This window comes from Bacillus sp. ISL-57, assembly GCF_018613135.1.
In the GTDB taxonomy this organism is placed as follows: domain Bacteria; phylum Bacillota; class Bacilli; order Bacillales; family DSM-1321; genus Peribacillus; species Peribacillus frigoritolerans.
In genome coordinates, this window is sequence record NZ_JAGGQV010000001.1 from 424,919 (window position 1) to 440,677 (window position 15,759).

At 46.4% G+C, this 15,759-nt stretch carries 20 protein-coding genes; 18 read left to right on the plus strand and 2 right to left on the minus strand.

Going from position 1 to position 15,759, the window contains the following annotated elements; translation table 11 throughout:
* The first annotated feature begins 163 nt into the window (after nucleotides 1-163).
* From J7I90_RS02030 to J7I90_RS02100, 16 genes are all read left to right on the plus strand, one after another.
* Nucleotides 164-2,008: a tape measure protein gene (locus tag J7I90_RS02030; protein WP_214768165.1), complete on the plus strand. Its 1,845-nt coding sequence runs from the start codon at nucleotides 164-166 to the stop codon at nucleotides 2,006-2,008.
* Nucleotides 2,008-2,658 (plus strand): LysM peptidoglycan-binding domain-containing protein, encoded by a 651-nt coding sequence (locus J7I90_RS02035; protein ID WP_214768166.1) that lies wholly within the window; start codon nucleotides 2,008-2,010, stop codon nucleotides 2,656-2,658. The genes J7I90_RS02030 and J7I90_RS02035 overlap by 1 nt, the downstream gene beginning before the upstream one ends.
* On the plus strand, nucleotides 2,655-4,511 hold the full coding sequence (locus tag J7I90_RS02040; protein WP_483861556.1) for an XkdQ/YqbQ family protein: 1,857 nt from the start codon (nucleotides 2,655-2,657) through the stop codon (nucleotides 4,509-4,511). The genes J7I90_RS02035 and J7I90_RS02040 overlap by 4 nt, the downstream gene beginning before the upstream one ends.
* Before the next feature lie 2 nt (nucleotides 4,512-4,513).
* Nucleotides 4,514-4,795 (plus strand): DUF2577 domain-containing protein, encoded by a 282-nt coding sequence (locus tag J7I90_RS02045; protein ID WP_214768168.1) that lies wholly within the window; start codon nucleotides 4,514-4,516, stop codon nucleotides 4,793-4,795.
* A gap of 66 nt (nucleotides 4,796-4,861) precedes the next feature.
* Entirely contained in the window at nucleotides 4,862-5,233 is a 372-nt protein-coding gene (locus tag J7I90_RS02050; protein ID WP_251025044.1) for a DUF2634 domain-containing protein, read from the plus strand.
* Between the two features lie 133 nt (nucleotides 5,234-5,366).
* Complete coding sequence (locus J7I90_RS02055; RefSeq protein WP_251025045.1) at nucleotides 5,367-6,281, plus strand: baseplate J/gp47 family protein; 915 nt, start codon at nucleotides 5,367-5,369, stop codon at nucleotides 6,279-6,281.
* A gap of 113 nt (nucleotides 6,282-6,394) precedes the next feature.
* Nucleotides 6,395-6,937, plus strand: a complete 543-nt coding sequence (locus tag J7I90_RS02060) for a YmfQ family protein (protein ID WP_214768170.1) — start codon at nucleotides 6,395-6,397, stop codon at nucleotides 6,935-6,937.
* A 20-nt stretch (nucleotides 6,938-6,957) separates the two neighbouring features.
* Entirely contained in the window at nucleotides 6,958-7,863 is a 906-nt protein-coding gene (locus tag J7I90_RS02065; RefSeq protein ID WP_214768171.1) for a hypothetical protein, read from the plus strand.
* A 131-nt stretch (nucleotides 7,864-7,994) separates the two neighbouring features.
* Entirely contained in the window at nucleotides 7,995-8,132 is a 138-nt protein-coding gene (locus tag J7I90_RS02070; protein WP_214768172.1) for a hypothetical protein, read from the plus strand.
* 17 nt (nucleotides 8,133-8,149) lie between these two features.
* Complete coding sequence (locus tag J7I90_RS27650; RefSeq protein WP_285289399.1) at nucleotides 8,150-8,281, plus strand: hypothetical protein; 132 nt, start codon at nucleotides 8,150-8,152, stop codon at nucleotides 8,279-8,281.
* A gap of 264 nt (nucleotides 8,282-8,545) precedes the next feature.
* On the plus strand, nucleotides 8,546-10,039 hold the full coding sequence (locus J7I90_RS02075) for a right-handed parallel beta-helix repeat-containing protein (protein WP_214768173.1): 1,494 nt from the start codon (nucleotides 8,546-8,548) through the stop codon (nucleotides 10,037-10,039).
* 110 nt (nucleotides 10,040-10,149) lie between these two features.
* Nucleotides 10,150-10,449, plus strand: coding sequence for a holin (locus J7I90_RS02080; protein WP_214768174.1), 300 nt, complete (start codon nucleotides 10,150-10,152; stop codon nucleotides 10,447-10,449).
* Between the two features lie 18 nt (nucleotides 10,450-10,467).
* A complete protein-coding gene (locus J7I90_RS02085; protein ID WP_214768175.1) occupies nucleotides 10,468-11,151 on the plus strand; it encodes a M15 family metallopeptidase in 684 nt (227 codons plus the stop codon).
* A 289-nt stretch (nucleotides 11,152-11,440) separates the two neighbouring features.
* On the plus strand, nucleotides 11,441-11,860 hold the full coding sequence (locus J7I90_RS02090; protein WP_214768176.1) for a hypothetical protein: 420 nt from the start codon (nucleotides 11,441-11,443) through the stop codon (nucleotides 11,858-11,860).
* An 89-nt stretch (nucleotides 11,861-11,949) separates the two neighbouring features.
* The gene (locus J7I90_RS02095; protein WP_214768177.1) at nucleotides 11,950-12,765 is read left to right on the plus strand and encodes an ATP-dependent DNA ligase; all 816 of its coding nucleotides are present in this window, start codon (nucleotides 11,950-11,952) and stop codon (nucleotides 12,763-12,765) included.
* Between the two features lie 82 nt (nucleotides 12,766-12,847).
* Nucleotides 12,848-13,003, plus strand: a complete 156-nt coding sequence (locus J7I90_RS02100) for an LIM domain-containing protein (protein ID WP_214768178.1) — start codon at nucleotides 12,848-12,850, stop codon at nucleotides 13,001-13,003.
* 87 nt (nucleotides 13,004-13,090) lie between these two features.
* Here the strand turns inward: J7I90_RS02100 and J7I90_RS02105 are convergent, their stop codons facing one another.
* Both J7I90_RS02105 and J7I90_RS02110 read right to left on the minus strand, forming a co-directional pair.
* The gene (locus J7I90_RS02105; protein WP_214768179.1) at nucleotides 13,091-13,339 is read right to left on the minus strand and encodes a hypothetical protein; all 249 of its coding nucleotides are present in this window, start codon (nucleotides 13,337-13,339) and stop codon (nucleotides 13,091-13,093) included.
* Nucleotides 13,340-13,515: 176 nt separating this feature from the next.
* Nucleotides 13,516-15,063, minus strand: coding sequence for a recombinase family protein (locus J7I90_RS02110; protein WP_214768180.1), 1,548 nt, complete (start codon nucleotides 15,061-15,063; stop codon nucleotides 13,516-13,518).
* 152 nt (nucleotides 15,064-15,215) lie between these two features.
* Here J7I90_RS02110 and J7I90_RS02115 point away from each other — a divergent pair, with 152 nt between their 5' ends.
* Together J7I90_RS02115 and J7I90_RS02120 are read left to right on the plus strand one after the other, a co-directional pair.
* Nucleotides 15,216-15,407: a hypothetical protein gene (locus J7I90_RS02115; RefSeq protein WP_214768181.1), complete on the plus strand. Its 192-nt coding sequence runs from the start codon at nucleotides 15,216-15,218 to the stop codon at nucleotides 15,405-15,407.
* A 58-nt stretch (nucleotides 15,408-15,465) separates the two neighbouring features.
* Entirely contained in the window at nucleotides 15,466-15,654 is a 189-nt protein-coding gene (locus tag J7I90_RS02120) for a hypothetical protein (protein ID WP_214768182.1), read from the plus strand.
* Nucleotides 15,655-15,759: the final 105 nt, after the last annotated feature.

Consider the following 15,759-nt stretch of genomic DNA (forward strand, 5'->3'; position numbering starts at 1 on the left):
TGGTGAGGCGTTCTTATTGCACGCTATATTCCAACGGCACAATATACGACCTGACGAAGTGTATCAGATGGATAGGCGCCACCAGCTATTTATGTTTGCGTCTATGGACCTCGCATTCGAGGAAGAGGAGAAGCAGCGGAAGGAACGAGAAAGGGGGTAACTTATGGCTTTCGACTTAACGGCCAGGTTGTCGCTAGTTGATAAAATGACGAAGCCTTTGCGGAGTATATCGAAACAAATGGAGTCGTTCAGAAAAACGACAAACGGTACGCGGGACGCTAACGGGCGATTGCGCGATGAGCAAGGAAGATTTGTCAGCTCAGGGAGTCGGGTTTCCAAATCGTTCGGCACTATGACTGCGAGTTCACGCAATTACACGGCAAGCCTTGCGGGAGTTGCTGCAGGAATCGGGGCGGTAATCGGCATTCAAAAAACGCTAAATGCAACGGTGGGCGCCGCAATGAAAATGGAGCAGTCGCAAATCGTTATCGAAGCGATGATCGACGATAAGAGTTTATCGAAGCAGTACATGCAAATGATCGATAAGTTTGCGATTGATTCCCCAGTATTAGATACGCAGGCTATGTATTCGAACAGTAAATCGTTTTTAGCGGCAAGCACCGACTTAAAAGAACTAGAAAAAATGTGGGACTTATCTGAGCGTTTGGTTGCGGTGGATCCGGTTCAAGGCGTAGAGGGGGCGGTATTGGCCTTACGTGAATTATTTTCGGGAGATACGCAGTCATTAGTTGAGAGATTCGAACTTCCCCGAGGAGCCTTAAACGATATTAAGAATCTTCCGTTAAAAGAACAGCTCGCGGAATTGGATAAGTTATTCAACAAAATGAACATGACTAAAGACTTGGTCGAAGAGATGGGTAACGCATCACTCGGAATTATAAATCGTATTAAAGAAGCCTTGCAAGTTAAACTCCGCGATATGGGGTTCCAGGCACTCGCACACCTTAAGCCGATGCTAGAGGATATCGATAAGGCTGTAAGCGCAGGTAAACTGGACGGATTCTTCAATTCGATGAGTCAGGCGTTTGCTTTCCTAGGTTCGGAGGCTGCTAAATTCGGAGAGTACATTAAAACGAACTGGCCAACGATTCAACAAAACATCGCAGCCACGAAGGATGCTTTCGCCCCACTAGGCGCAGCTATTTCGCTAGTTTACGATTTCGCTAAAAAAGTCGGAGATTACATCATCCTTAACTGGCCGATGATTGGCGAAGTTGTTATCGCGATTAGTGCCGGACTTGTTACGTTAAGGGCCGCAATGCTCGGAATGATGATCGTTAGCACGATAAATCAACTGATGATCGCATATAGAGCCGGAACGCTTTTGGCAACTGCAGCTCAACTTGGACTAAACACAGCGCTTTTCGCTAACCCTATCGGGCTTGTAATTGCAGCGATTGCGGCGTTAGTTGCGGCGGGAGTTTTCTTGTATCGAAACTGGGATACGGTCAAATCGAAAACTATCGAGCTATGGAATAAGCTTGGCGTCCTTAAATACGGAGTACTCGCTTTGTTAGGGCCGTTCGGTTCAATCGTCTCAGCAGGCGTCGCCATATGGAAAAACTTCGACACTATCGCATCGAAAGCAGGTACGATGGTCAACACGGTAATTTCTAAGGTAAACAGCATGATTGGCGTCCTTAACAAAATACCTGGCGTAAATATTCCAATTGTACCTCGTGTATCATGGGGCAACGTTACAAGTGCTCCTCAATATAGCAAATCGACGGGCCAAGGAAGACAAATATCGGCAGCCGGCGGATTATCCTACGTACCACGCGACGGCACTATTATCAACGCTCACCGAGGAGAACGCGTACTTACGAAGCAAGAGAACAAAGAGTATTCGTCCGGAAAAGGTGGCGGAAATACGTACAATTTCGGCGGTATTCATTTACACGGAACAGGCTCTACGGAGAAAGATGCGGATAGGTTGTTCGATTTATTCGTTAAGAAAGTCGAAGCTGCGGGAGGTGCAGGCGCATAATGGCGGTTCAATATTGGTTAATCAGCGGTAAAGAAAAGTTGCGTCTGCCCGTTAATCCGGAGTCAAACGCATATAGTTCGCCATTTTTATATGACGACGTAGAGGTCGAAGGTCTTGGCGAAATTACAGTAGCAAAAAAGCGTGGGCTAAAGGAATTTGAAATCTCGACGTTCTGGCCTTCGATGTACAATCCGACATACTGCGGATACTCTAACTTCATCTCCCCTACTTCATTCGTAAAGAAAATCGAAAGCTGGCGCAATAAGCGGCAGCCTATTCGCTATATCGTGACGGGAGCTGCGGCGGTAAATGTGGAAGTAACAATCCGCGACTTTGAGGTCGAAGCTGAGCGTGCCGGCTCGCCTGGCGACGTTTATTTTTCGTTGTCTTTAAAGGAATGGCGCGAGGTTAAAGTCGAGCGGGTTACGATTAAGAAACCGAAGCCGAAACCACGCCCACCAAAGCCGAAGCCAGCTCCGAAGAAAATCTACGTAGTCAAGAAAGACGACTGCCTGTGGAATATCGCAAAGAAGCGGTCCATATACGGAGATGCGATGAAGTGGCGTAAGATATACAACGCGAATAAGAAACTCATCGGCAAGAATCCGAATCTAATTTATCCGAAGCAACGGCTGGTGATTCCGAAATGAGTATTTCACTTCGGTACTACAATAGCTCGACCAGTTACGTTAAACTGACGGATTTAGTTACGTCGATAGAATGGTCAGGGGAAACAACGCAGGCAAGCCGAACGTGCGATGTATCGTTGAACAATACGGTAAACGGGACGACTAAGGCGGTTGACGTTGAAGTCGGCAAGGACATCCGGTTTTACGTAGATGGAACCGAAGTATTCCGCGGCGTTATCTTCAATACGGAAATAGCTAGCGACGGAAGCTTCAGTTTCACTGCGTACGACTATAACTACTACCTTACGAAAAACTCGGACTCCATCAAGTTCGTTAAGCAGAAGGCTTCGCAAATCATCCGCACGATCTGTAAGAAGTTCGATATTCCTTACGGAGATATTGACGATACAGGCTACGTAATTCCGAAGCTAATCCTGCGCAATAAATCCATATACGACATGATTACGATAGCCTTGACGGAAACTCGAAAGAAGACCGGCAGGGTTTTTATGCTTGGGAATGAAGGCGGAAAGCTTGTGCTTCATGAAAAGAAGTCGCAGGTAAAGCGCTTGATTATAAAGGACGGCTCGAATTTACTTAGCGCCAATTACTCGGAATCAATCGAAGACCTTCGCAACTCGGTCCGGCTGACGGGTAAGAACGGCGAGGAATCGAAAGGTGTTGCGGTCAGCGATTCGGACTCCATCAAGAAATACGGTCTGATGCGCGAGAAGGATCACGAAAGCGAGAAGACGGACGCACAACTCAAGCCGATTGCCAATGCATTGCTGAAGGAACTCAACAAGGTGGCGAAGGAATCCAGCGTAGAGGCTCTCGGAGACAAGTCGATTATCTCCGGCAAGATGGTCCAGGTCAGCGAAAAGATGACGGGCATTAGCGGAGGCTTTTACGTTATTACCGATTCGCACAAGTTTGAGCCTAACGGACTTCATTCGATGGACCTTACCGTTTCGAAAACGCTTGAACTTAACGAGCTAGAATACGAGCCTCCGGAAGAGCCGGCTAAGGTAACAGCTGGTCCAGCAATGTCTATCGACGGTTCGAAAATCAAAGGTATCTCGTATACGACGGGCTACATCGCAACAGCCTATGCGCCATCGCTCGGTGGCATAAACGGAAGCGGCACGGGCTTAACGGCCAGTAGCACTAAGGTAGTCGAAGGTCGTACCATCGCCGTCGACCCTAACGTAATTCCACTCGGCTCAGTCGTTGCGGTTTACGTACCGAGTGCCAACGAATACAGCGGACTTTACCTTGCGGAAGATACCGGCGGAGCTATCAAGAATAAGAAAATTGACATCGCGGTCGTGGCTTCGAAAGCTAGAGCGTTTGGAGTAAAGAATGTTCAAGTTGCGATTCTTGAACGAGGCAAAGGACGGGCAGACGCACGGAGCAAGGCGGGTAAATGGGCGAGCATCGAAAGCAAGTGGAAGCAGAAACTCGCAGCAAATGCCGAGTCAGGAAGTGCCGCAATGGATAAGGCGGCCAGCGTCGTTAAGTTGGCGCGTAGCTTTAAGGGATCAATCCGGTACGTATTCGGAAGCAAGAACATCCCAGGTGGTACAGGCGATTGTTCCGGATTTACTAACTACGTATTCAAGAAAGCCATCGGCAAGGATATCGGTCAAGGAACATCGGCGCAGATTCGAAAAGGCTCGCAAGTTTCGAAGGTCAACGCTCGGGCTGGCGATTTAGTGTTCTTCCAAGGAACGTATCGAAGCGGAGTTTCACACGTCGGCATCGTAACGCGACCAGGATTTTGCGTCAGCTTAGCTTCGTCTGGCTGCAAGGAACACAGCTATACGACGGGCTACTGGGGCAGTCACTACATGCAAATAAGGAGGGTGATTTGACGATGGATAAACGCATTGGACTCGAAGGCTCATCGGCATCGAAATTCGTCCAACTAATCCGCCAACACGGCCACAACAAGGATGTCACCATCGAGCTAGGCGAAGTGTTGGCGCCTATGCCTAACCTTCAGATTCGCGTCGGAGTTGACGAAATCGACCTCGACATGGACGACTTAATCGTTTCGAAGACGGCAGCTGACGCTGGTCTTGCGGTAGGGGATCGCGTCATCATTATTGGCGACGACGATACGCAACTATATTTCGTTATAGATAAGGCGGTGTAAGTATGGCGTTAATTCCCGAAAATTACTCGGAGATATTAGACGAGCAGGAAGAAACGGAGGTCGTCGTTGAGCCGTCGAAAACATGGGCGATTAACTTCGAACTTCGAAACAGGGACCATCGGAAAGTTTATCGATGAAGGCGAGGCGCTGCGCCAGTATATCCGGAAGGCTATTTTGACAGAGCGGTCAAGGTTCGCCATCTATTCGGACGACTACGGCTGCGAATTAAACGAGCTAATAGGTGATGATGTCGTTACGGAGGATTTACTCGACGCAGAAATCCCTAGGATTGTTTACGAAGCACTAGCGTATGACGAGCGGATAGACGACGTACAGACGACATTTACGCGGGAAGGCGACAAGTTGTTCCTTAGCGTGACAGTTGTTCCCGCAGATAACGACGTTGAAATTACGGAGGAGGTGGAAGTGAATGTATGAATATAAAACGCCAGAAGCAATTATCGAGACGTTGTTAGATGACGTCGATGATTCGATTGACAAGCGAGAAGGTTCGGTCGCCTACGATTTACTATACCCGGCGGCAATTGAGCTATCGCTGGCATACGTAGAGTTGGACGCAGTTTTAATGCTTGGATTCGCTGATACGACGGAAGGTTACTGGCTTGACTTACGGGCGGGAGAATTCGGGGTGACGCGTAAACCCGCAGCAAAGGCACAAGGGATCGTCACACTAACCGGACCTGCTGATACGCTAGTGCCGGTTGATACGTTATTGATGACAGACGACGAGGAGCCGATTTATTTCCTGACGAAAGACGAAGTTATTTTGACGGGCGGGACGGCTACGGTCGCAGCAGAGGCGCAGATAGGCGGAGCGGACGGAAACATATCGGCGGGCCGGATAACGACTTTAGCGCCAGGCGATTTATACGGAGTAGTTACGGCAACAAATTCGCTGGTATTTAACGGCGGGGCAGACGAAGAGACGGACGAGGAACTACAGAGTCGGCTAAAGGATCGCGTACAGAAGCCGGCAACCAGCGGAAATGCGAATCACTATCTGCAATGGGCGAAGGAAGTGGTCGGAGTTAGTGATGCGAAGGTATATCCGTTGTGGAACGGACCTGGCACTGTCAAAGTCGTTTTGCTAAGCGCTGATAAAAAAGCGCCAACTCAATCGGTGGTGGACGCAGCAACAACGTACATCGAATCGGTTCGACCCTTTGGCGCAACGGTGACGGTGGCAGGCGCAGTAGAAACGGCTATTAACGTATCAGCGACTCTTACGCTTCAATCAGGCGGTGACTTATTCGCAATTAAAGCGGAGTTTGAGCAAGCACTTACCGATTACCTCGAAGAGTTAGCGTTTACGGATGCAGTTATTAGATACTCGCAAATCGCGAACTTACTACTCGACATACCGAATGTGCTCGACTATAGCGGACTGACCGTAAATGGAGGAACGGGTAACCTCGTAGTTTCTGACGGAAAGGTTGCCGTTAAAGGGACGGTGAGTTTTGCGTGAATAATACACGGGATATAAAGCGCGCCATGCTAGATTACCTGCCGAAATATTACGAAGATATTCGAGAGTCTGGTGCGATTATCAATGCGGAAGCAAATGCGTAACTTCAATTAATGCGCGATATTGACGACGTATTGGCGCAAATGTTCGTAGATACAGCGACGTGGGGACTGGCGCATTGGGAAGCGTTACTCGGAATAAGAATTGGCGCTGACTATTCCGTATGGGATGCGTTGGAAGATAGTCGGAAGGTGTTTGAAGACTTAGAGACGATGAGTTGGAGCAGCTTTGAGGATGCGTTTATTATCGACGGTTCCAGTAGAAAGTCGTCCATTAAATCCCGTATTCGAGGATTCGGTTCGGTCAATGCGGATTTACTGAAAAGCGTATGTGAATCTTATGTGGGCGGCGAGGTAACTGTTACCGAATCGCCAGGAACGCACAAAGTTATAATACAGTTCATAGGTGAGCGTGGCGTACCTTCGAACATAGACGATCTAAAAGAGGCGGTGGCGGAGATTATGCCCGCCCATTTGGTCGTTGAATACGGATACCGTTATTTGTCGTGGGATGAGTACGATTCTTTCGCATGGACTTGGGATACGTTGGATGAGAAAAAACTTACGTACAATCAGCGTGAAGTTTATAAACCTTAATAAATCGGAGGTGGCGAAGAATGCCAGAATATACAACAAAGCTGGGATTACCGAAGCCGTTAGGAAATGAAACCGTGTCACGAGTGGCGCATAACGAACTTATCGATAAGATTGACGAAAAAGTTGGAACGCACTTTGAAAATAAGAGTAATCCACACGGAGTAACGGCAGAACAAGTCAAGGCTGTTCCGATGCCAGGAACGGACGGCTTACTTCGCCTAGGACAAACGGTTCTAGCTGACGATGTGCTGCCGAAAAGTGCCACGGAAAAGTTCTTATACGTCAACGTCTCCACAGGAAATGATTCGACTGGCGACGGCACAAGAGCGAAGCCTTACAAAACTATTCAGCGGGCAGTCGACGTTATTCCAAATATACACATGCACGCTTATACAATCGCCTGTGCTCCGGGATTTTATCCGGAAGAGGTGCTAATTAAAGGTCTTCTTGGCGGAAACCTTAAAATCCAATACGACGGCTCGGCACCTTTGGCGAAGGATGCGCCGACAGGATTCAACGTGCTATCAATCCTAGCTGAAGACTGCATGTGTTATATCCAAGTCAACGACGTCGACTTTTACAACTCACAAAATGTTACACGTAATGCAATCCTTCGATTCACTCGGAGTATGTACGGGGCAGTTAATAATTGTCGTTTCGACAGTGATACGAAAGCTGGCGGAAAAAGTTGTGTTCTCTACGACGCTTCAAAAGGGAACGTTTACAGCTCTTACTTTACGGGTCAATATGTTTGTTTACGAGCACAGAGCGGTTCGCAGGTCGTTTGGTCTGATAATAACGCTCACGGACCCTCGAAAAGTGATTTTGGCCTAAGCGTATCCTCCTCGATTGTCCACAAAGTCGGCACGATTAATCTAAACGCCACAACGATAGAGCTAACCGTTAGCGGCGGGCATATCTACTGATGGGAAAAATCACTGTAGCCGGCGATCATATCACCGTAGATAGACTCGTTAAAACAGTGGACAGTTTGACGGGATACTTGGAAGGGCGCGAAAAGGTTAGTTTAAGAGGTATCGATTGGGCTACGTTCAATGTGACGTGGACTGGCGTGGAACCTACGGAGGGAACAGAAGTAACTATCGAGGCACTTCAGCAAGAAAACGGCGAGCTAAAATCGCGGCTCGAAATCGTCGAGGAGGCGCTAATCATACTCATGGATAGCGCTAAGTGACGAAGGAGGTACGGAATATGTACGCATTTTTGGTCGGTATGTGGGCCAGACGAAAGGTTACTGAAACGCAGATACGGAGCTACGTTCCGAAATTTATATCCGCCGAAGAAGCGGAAGGAATACTTACAACAGCACAAAACGAGGCATGACTAAAGGAGCGGATTAAATGAGTAGCGAAAAAACTGGAGACTTTCCACTTTTTATCAAACATGCAAGTGATTATTACTTAGGATTACCCAAGCATATACTTTAAGAAGCAAAACGGGGAAATGAAGAAGATAATGATATTGAATTACATGTTGGCTATACTGTTGCGCAGAAAGATATTAAAGAAGATTAAATAGTAACGTAGTACAAGCCGCCCGCAACTATGAAGCGGCTTTTTTATATACTGATATAAAGGGGCGGATTAAATGAGTAGTGAAAAACATAAGAATTTAGGACTTCATAAGTGGGCGCCGACTGATGCAGTTATAAGGGCGGAGTTTAATGATAACTTCGGAAAGATTGACGAGAAGTTGGCGGAGGTTACAGTACAGTTGGCCGATATAGCAAGTGTAATAGTATCCATAGATAAATTCCCAAGACAAGCACTAGAAGTAGATGATACAGGACGATTAGAAAGAGCTTCCCTTTTTGTTTCTTCAAATGGGGGAGGGAAAATATTATTAGGGGCTGATACTTACATTGCTCAATATTATAGAGTTCGTGACTTCGTCACCTTGTCCGGGCAAGGTGATACCACAACAATGAAACTAGCTGACCATACAAATAATCATTTCATCATTTTTGCTGAAGGTAAAGGATTACGTGGTGGACTTGAAAATCTTACAATAAACGGTAATAAACAAAACAATTCGTTTGGAAACGCCGTTCACTTTGAGTCACCTAACTGGTCAGGTGCTAGTCAAAATCCAGATATAGCACCTACCATAGACAAAGTAACTATTAGGGACGCGGCAGGACACGGGCTCCATTCCGGTGAAAAAGTTCGAGAAGCGAAATATACAAATATCTTTGTAAGAGATAGTCGTTTAAACGGTTTTGATATTGGGGGGTCAGATTCTATTTTATCGTCATGTACCTCATTTTGGAATGAAGGAACTGGTTATAGATTCTTTACAGGGAATTATCGCATATCCGATCTAAAAGCATTTGGTAATCGTGAATATGGATTTTGGTTTAATGATGCAACTTCCATTATAGGTGTGAATCTAGAAGCGCAGGAAAACTATAAACATGGGGTCATGTTAGGCGGATGTCAAGATATTACCCTAACAAATGTATTAGCTGATGCTAATGGATACTCGCATGAATTTATTCCTGTCCAACCTAGCAACTGGAACGGTGTCCATATTTACGACTCAAAACATTGTTTTGTTCATGGTGTGGCGAATGATTTCCATAAAAGAATTGGAGAGCCGGGTTTTCAATGTTATGGGGTTTCTATAGGTGGGACATCTAATGAAAATATAGAGGTGCATATGAAAGTCCAATTTAATCATTTGAATTACGCAATCTCTGGTAACAACAAGAAAATAAAACTAAATGTTAATGAATTAAGTCATCATGATGGGATTAACAATCAGTTTGGTACCTCTAGTCAAACGGATGAATCGGTTATTTCCATTCACCGCGCAGGCATTACAAAGCTTAAAGTTGGCGAATATTATGATGCTGCGGGTAACTATTCCACTCTTGATAGTTATAATTCAAACGGTGATTGGTCTGGGAGTTTGGCTAGAATTAAGTCAGAAACCGGTGATGTTGCTATCGGCAATACTAGTAATACATTAGGCTTCTTTGGAAGTTACGGAACAACAAAACAAACAGTGTCAGGTACAACTGACACAGAAAAGCTGAATAGCTTAATTTCGATTTTGCGAAATATGGGGGTGTTAAATTAATTCTCGATAGGAACAAACAGCGTGATAACTAAAAAACGTATCCAAGCCGCCCGCCATCACAGAGCGGCTTTTTTGCGTTGTCTTAAACCCATTGAAGAGAGGTGTGGCATATGGCGGAACCAACTAGTAAGGAATTTTACGATGTAGTTACGGAAGTCAAAGTCGAGCTAGGCGTAATTAATACGAAGGTCGATTATCTGAACGAAGTTAGGCACGTGGCGGATCATGCGAAAACTACGGCAGATGAAGCGAAGCAGTTAGCGTTGGACAATAAGGATGATATTAAGCGAGTCGAAGAGAATGCCGAGCGGGCGGAAAACAAACGCGTGGCAGGAATGCGTTGGGTTTGGGCGACGATTATCTCGGTCGCTGGATTATTTATTACGCTGGGCATTGCGTTACTAAATTAAACTAGGAGGAATGCTAAAATGGCAAATTTAGACGGTTTACATCCGATTGTTCGCGAAGCCACGGAGAAACTAATCGCAGTATGTAAGGAGAAAGGAATCGACATAATTATTGCGCAGGCTTACCGTTCCATTGCGGAGCAGAACGCATTGTACGCGAAAGGACGCACGACGGCGGGCCCGAAAGTAACGAATGCCCGCGGCGGCACTTCGTATCACAACTACGGACTGGCAATCGACTTTTGCTTGAAGGTCGACGGCAAGGCGATATGGTCCGTCAATAAGGACTGGCGTACGGTTGCGGCGGAAGCGAAGAAGCTCGGCTTCGAATGGGGCGGCGAATGGAAAAGCTTCGTAGACTATCCGCATTTGCAAATGACGTTCGGCTTATCGATTAAGGACTTGCAAGCGGGCAAACGTCCGGCAGCTGGGCCGAAGAAAGAGTCGGTCGCAAAGCCAGCGGCGAAACCCGTAGCCAAACCGAAAGCCCCTAAGGCGCCAGCCCCTATCGTTAAGTATCCGGGCAAGGTAATCGGCATCGGCTCGAAAGGCAAGGACGTTGAGCGGATTCAACGTGCGGTCGGCGTTAAGCCTGACGGTATTTACGGTAAAGGAACGGCAGCTGCGGTCAAGGCGTATCAGAAACGCAAAAAGCTTTCGGCTGACGGCATCGTTGGCGCGAAGACTTGGGCGGTGATGTTCTAATGATGACTATTATCAAGCGGATTAAATTCCAATACCTCTTTTCCTTCGGGCTGCTGATCGTTTTGTCGGCGGCCTTATTTGTGTTTTACGGCGACGAGCAGACGCGGAATCTTATTATCGGCGCGCTAGTTATGAATTTCGGTCAGATTACGGGATCATTCTTTCCGAAGAAACACGAAGACATTTAACGGTTAACGAAATAAATGCGAAGCCTACGAAAAAATGAACCCATTCGTAGGCGGATGCGTACATATAATTATAAGACAAAATAAAAAGGGACGGTGCTTTTATGGGATTTTGGAGACAGGTTATTAAACCTCGGATTCAAGTCAGCGTATTGGCAGGCGGTCACGTATTAACTGATGGTGTCGAAGGAAATAAAAGCGTTAACAGAATGACTATAATGAAGTGGGGGCAGCAAGGTGAGGTCAAGGTTACAACTGCATTTGGACAAAAATACTTCAAACTTTCCAGGATTGAGTGGGAACATAATGAAAGTCGAAACGTCGGGAAATCCAAAAACAGCACGATTCTAAGTACTGCTCTTGTAGGTTCAGTCGGTGCAATCACTGATATAGCAGTCCGAGCAATGAAAAAAGAAACTTCAAACGCTTACATTTATTTATTCGACGAAGAAGGCGAGGAACACAAAACCCTTATTCAGTGCACAAAGGAACAATTTACTGAAATATCGCGCTTAATTAACTAACCTCGTCCACTAGGTCGGGGTTTTTCCATTAATCTACTAGCCTACGAAAATACTGCGCCATGTTAAACTTATAGACGAGGTGAATTACGTTGTTCATATCGCCAATGCTATTACACAAATCCGATGCGCCCTTCGACGACTCCGATTATTTAACGGAGCTGAAGTTGGATGGCATCCGCTTAATATATTCCGTTGATGCGGCCGGTAAGGTCCGCTTATATACACGTCACAATAACGAGTGCACCGCCAAGTTTCCGGAGCTTCATTCGCTTGGCATTCCGCCCGGCACTACGCTAGACGGGGAGCTCATTTCAACTGACACCCTCGGCAAGCCGGACTTTGAAGCGATGATGAGCCGGTTTCAAAGTAACCGCGCCAATACGCCCATCACTTTCGCCGCGTTCGACGTCCTGCAACACGAAGGTGAGTCCGTTACTAGCCTTCCGTTGCTCGATCGCAAGGAAATACTCGCCGACCTGGTTCCGGAGGATTCCTCCCTACTTTCGAATGTGAAGTTCCTCGAAGGTCACGGCGCAGCTTATTACGATGCTGTTTGTGGACAGGCGCTTGAAGGCGTGGTGCTGAAACGTAAGGACTCGTGCTACGAAGTCGGTAAACGTTCATACAGCTGGCTGAAGGTGATTAACTATCAGTACGCCGATGTGTTCGTTGTCGGCCGTCGCAAAGGCGAGTTCGGCTGGCTTCTTAATTTCGATGATGGTCGCTATGCTGGCGTTATGGAGCTTGGCGTGCCTCCGGTTGCTAAGCGCACTGTTTATGCGGCTCAGGCGATAGATGAATCGGAGCGCTACGAGTACATTGCGCCGATTAAATGCCGAGTTAAATATCGTAATCTAACTAAGGCGGGCTTGCTGCGCTTGCCTAGTTTCGTAGAGTTCGTCTAATGGCGGGCTCTTTTATTATGTAATTATTGCGGTGGATTAGGCATAGACATATACGGAGAACGACACCTAGGAGAGTGACAGCATGAGTGATTACAAAACGGGTAACTCCGGTTCACTGTATGACTACAATGGGCGTGATTCTTTCGAGTGTGCAGAATGCCGTCAAACTTTAAGCGATAACGAAACGTATGAAGCGTACGGAAATATATATTGCGGAACGTGCTATCAAGGAAAATAACCGGCCAAATCGGTCGGTTTTTCTTTGAGTAATTCCAGAACGTTCGTTCGATTATGGGCGAACAAAAAAGCCCGCGGGTAGCGCGGACTAGGGAAAATAGGGACCGACAATAACGATTTCTTCAATATTTCTAATCGGGACACAAAAGTCCATGCCTTCCGTTCTGTTTTTCACGGAAATCATATTTAATTCTGGATGATAGCCGGAAATCAAACCCTCTACTTCGCGAGACTTGTTTCCTACTAAATAAGTAACTGAAATAATCATGTTTTTCTCGTAGAAGAAATCAAAAAGGGAGTATTTCTCATCAGTCTTAAAAGAATTTGCGTCAGCCATTATTATCACCTCGATATTATATACGTCAATAAGTATTAACTTAGAACGAAAGGGAGCAAGTATTAGACAAAGTCTATGACCGTCAGTTTGGCGATTGCTAACGAACGTATATTCGTATATACTTAACGTAAAAGAGGTCTGGCACGAGCAGCTATAAAGACCGCCAGCTAGGACGGTCAAATCTTCGGATATAGTTGCAGAACGAATTCGTCTTGCTTCGTCCATTCTTTCTTCCGGAGATATGTGGCTTTTACCAATACAGATTTCAACAAGGCGTTCTTCCGTTCGATGTCCGCATGTTGGTACGCATCGATAACGGTCCTTAACTTCGGCAGGTATTCGTCGACACTTTGATTCCGCAAGTCATCCTTCTGAATTTCGGACTGTAAATTGCGTATCTCGACTTCAACTCCGTTAATGCGATCGGTGAGATTCTTCTGGCGCTCCATGAACGTATCGATATCGTAAACCCCGCGCTCGAGTAAATCGTGCAGTCTACTTTTCTGCGTATCTAGTTCGGAAATCTCCTGCGTCTTTTTATCGATGAGCAGACGCTTGTACGAAATATCGTCGGCATTACTTGGCGCTACGACTTCCGCCTGCACCTCTAACTGACTGACCAGCGCCGCAAGCCCTTCGAGCAAGCGAGCCTCGACGATGTTTATTGACGATCCTTTCTGCACACCTTTACAACTCGGCTGCACGCAACGGATTACGTCATTCGGACGTTTAGGGCGCGGTTGGTACAGCATAGAGAATCCGCAGACTTCACACTTCAGCACGCCTGCCATCGGATTTCTCAGCCGTTTCGTAGTTACTGTAGATGGACGCCATCTTCCGGAGTGCGCCCGATTAGCGGCTTCGAATAGCTCCGTAGAAACTAACGGATCATGTGCGTTCTCCTTTATCGTCCAGTTCTCGCGAGGGACCTTTTTCTTCTGATACTTTCCGTTTTGCTTAACGTATTTTACCTGGCCCCATATAATCGTGCCGAGATATACTTCGTTTTTAATGATCGCGGTTATGCTGCTAGGCGACCAAGTTTCTCGGCGTGTATTTGGCGGCTTAATTCCGAGCCTGTCCAATTCTTGCGCAATAGCTTGGCGGCCATGTCCATCGCGCATCATTTCGAACATCTTCTTAACAACCCATGCAGTATCTACGTCTGGCTCCAAGTGGAGGTCTTCGTTACGTGTATACCCATACGGAGGAATTTTTGAAATAGACTTACCTTCGCTGGCTGACGATACACGACCACGCTGCATCCGACGGGTAATAGACTTAAGCTCCTCACGTGCTATGAGCGATTTAATCCCAAATACGAGCTCCCACGTTTCCGATGACGGATCATAGGCCTCATTAGGCGTTAAAATCTGCGTGCCGGAGTAGCGGAAGGCACGGTCGAGTAAGCCTTGGTCGAGCATATCGCCGCGTCCAAGTCGGTCTAGGTCCATTACGAGAACAGCATCTACGTTCTGTACCTCAATAGCACGGAGAAGTTCTTGAATACGGGGGCGTTCCATTACAGATTCTCCAGATACGACTTCTTCGTATATAGCTGCGATTGTGTGGCATTCTTTTTTAGCGACGGATAATAGCGTGTCTCGATGGCGTTGGAGCGTATCGAAGGATTCGACTGAGTCCGAGGCTTTTCGTTCTTCTTCTATGTCTTTACGTGATTTTCGTAAGTATATATAAATCGTAAGTCCTTCAGGTCTACTCAATTAATCTCACCTCTACTCGTATTATAGACTACCTATCTTAGCCATATTCATTAGACGGAGCAGCTACGCAGGTGGAACGGAGGGGTACGAAAAGGTGGCGGAGGAGCTGTCAGCTGTAAGGAAAAAGCATGATAGAATCGGAGGGGGCGCTTATGAGAGAAAAGAAGATGTGTATGTATTGTGCAAAGTGGGAAGAAGTTAGCAATTTAACTCCGTTATATGAAAAAGGTAAGGATTACGTCAATTACTATTGCAATCGGTGCATGCCGGCTGTTAAAGCTAACCTACGCAAACTTCCGTACCATTCGCTATTTACTTGGGGAACGAAAGGTCAAGCCAATTAACGTTTATTTTCTCTGCACTTTAGAAACGCTGTAAGAAACGGTGATTGGAGGAAGTAACATGGAAGACGAGAAGAAACCTTTTGAATATAAGATGAAGAGTGGGAATTCGACCATTATAATTAATTCAGATCTTATGAAACTAACTGAAGAAGAACGAAAGCAATGGTACGCAGATGAGTTGGCGAAAGGTAATCTAGTTTTATTGGACATAGGTAAAGCGATTAATAATTGTTATCGTAAGTATTAAAAGGTTGGAGGTACGGGAATAACCGTAGTCTTAGAAATTAGAAAAAGCGACCGCAATGGCCGCCCGTAATAAGGAAATCTAACGCAGGTATAGAACGTAGTCACT

Excerpts from the sequence above, each read along its gene's own strand:
- J7I90_RS02045 (WP_214768168.1), top strand. The coding sequence starts at position 4,514 with ATGGATAAACGCATTGGACTCGAAGGCTCATCGGCATCGAAATTCGTC.
- J7I90_RS02100 (WP_214768178.1), top strand. The coding sequence starts at position 12,848 with ATGAGTGATTACAAAACGGGTAACTCCGGTTCACTGTATGACTACAAT.
- J7I90_RS02105 (WP_214768179.1), bottom strand. The coding sequence starts at position 13,339 with ATGGCTGACGCAAATTCTTTTAAGACTGATGAGAAATACTCCCTTTTT.
- J7I90_RS02060 (WP_214768170.1), top strand. The coding sequence starts at position 6,395 with ATGCGCGATATTGACGACGTATTGGCGCAAATGTTCGTAGATACAGCG.
- J7I90_RS02115 (WP_214768181.1), top strand. The coding sequence starts at position 15,216 with ATGAGAGAAAAGAAGATGTGTATGTATTGTGCAAAGTGGGAAGAAGTT.
- J7I90_RS02035 (WP_214768166.1), top strand. The coding sequence starts at position 2,008 with ATGGCGGTTCAATATTGGTTAATCAGCGGTAAAGAAAAGTTGCGTCTG.
- J7I90_RS02075 (WP_214768173.1), top strand. The coding sequence starts at position 8,546 with ATGAGTAGTGAAAAACATAAGAATTTAGGACTTCATAAGTGGGCGCCG.
- J7I90_RS02090 (WP_214768176.1), top strand. The coding sequence starts at position 11,441 with ATGGGATTTTGGAGACAGGTTATTAAACCTCGGATTCAAGTCAGCGTA.
- J7I90_RS02080 (WP_214768174.1), top strand. The coding sequence starts at position 10,150 with ATGGCGGAACCAACTAGTAAGGAATTTTACGATGTAGTTACGGAAGTC.
- J7I90_RS02085 (WP_214768175.1), top strand. The coding sequence starts at position 10,468 with ATGGCAAATTTAGACGGTTTACATCCGATTGTTCGCGAAGCCACGGAG.
- J7I90_RS02040 (WP_483861556.1), top strand. The coding sequence starts at position 2,655 with ATGAGTATTTCACTTCGGTACTACAATAGCTCGACCAGTTACGTTAAA.
- J7I90_RS27650 (WP_285289399.1), top strand. The coding sequence starts at position 8,150 with ATGTACGCATTTTTGGTCGGTATGTGGGCCAGACGAAAGGTTACTGAA.
- J7I90_RS02030 (WP_214768165.1), top strand. The coding sequence starts at position 164 with ATGGCTTTCGACTTAACGGCCAGGTTGTCGCTAGTTGATAAAATGACG.
- J7I90_RS02120 (WP_214768182.1), top strand. The coding sequence starts at position 15,466 with ATGGAAGACGAGAAGAAACCTTTTGAATATAAGATGAAGAGTGGGAAT.
- J7I90_RS02065 (WP_214768171.1), top strand. The coding sequence starts at position 6,958 with ATGCCAGAATATACAACAAAGCTGGGATTACCGAAGCCGTTAGGAAAT.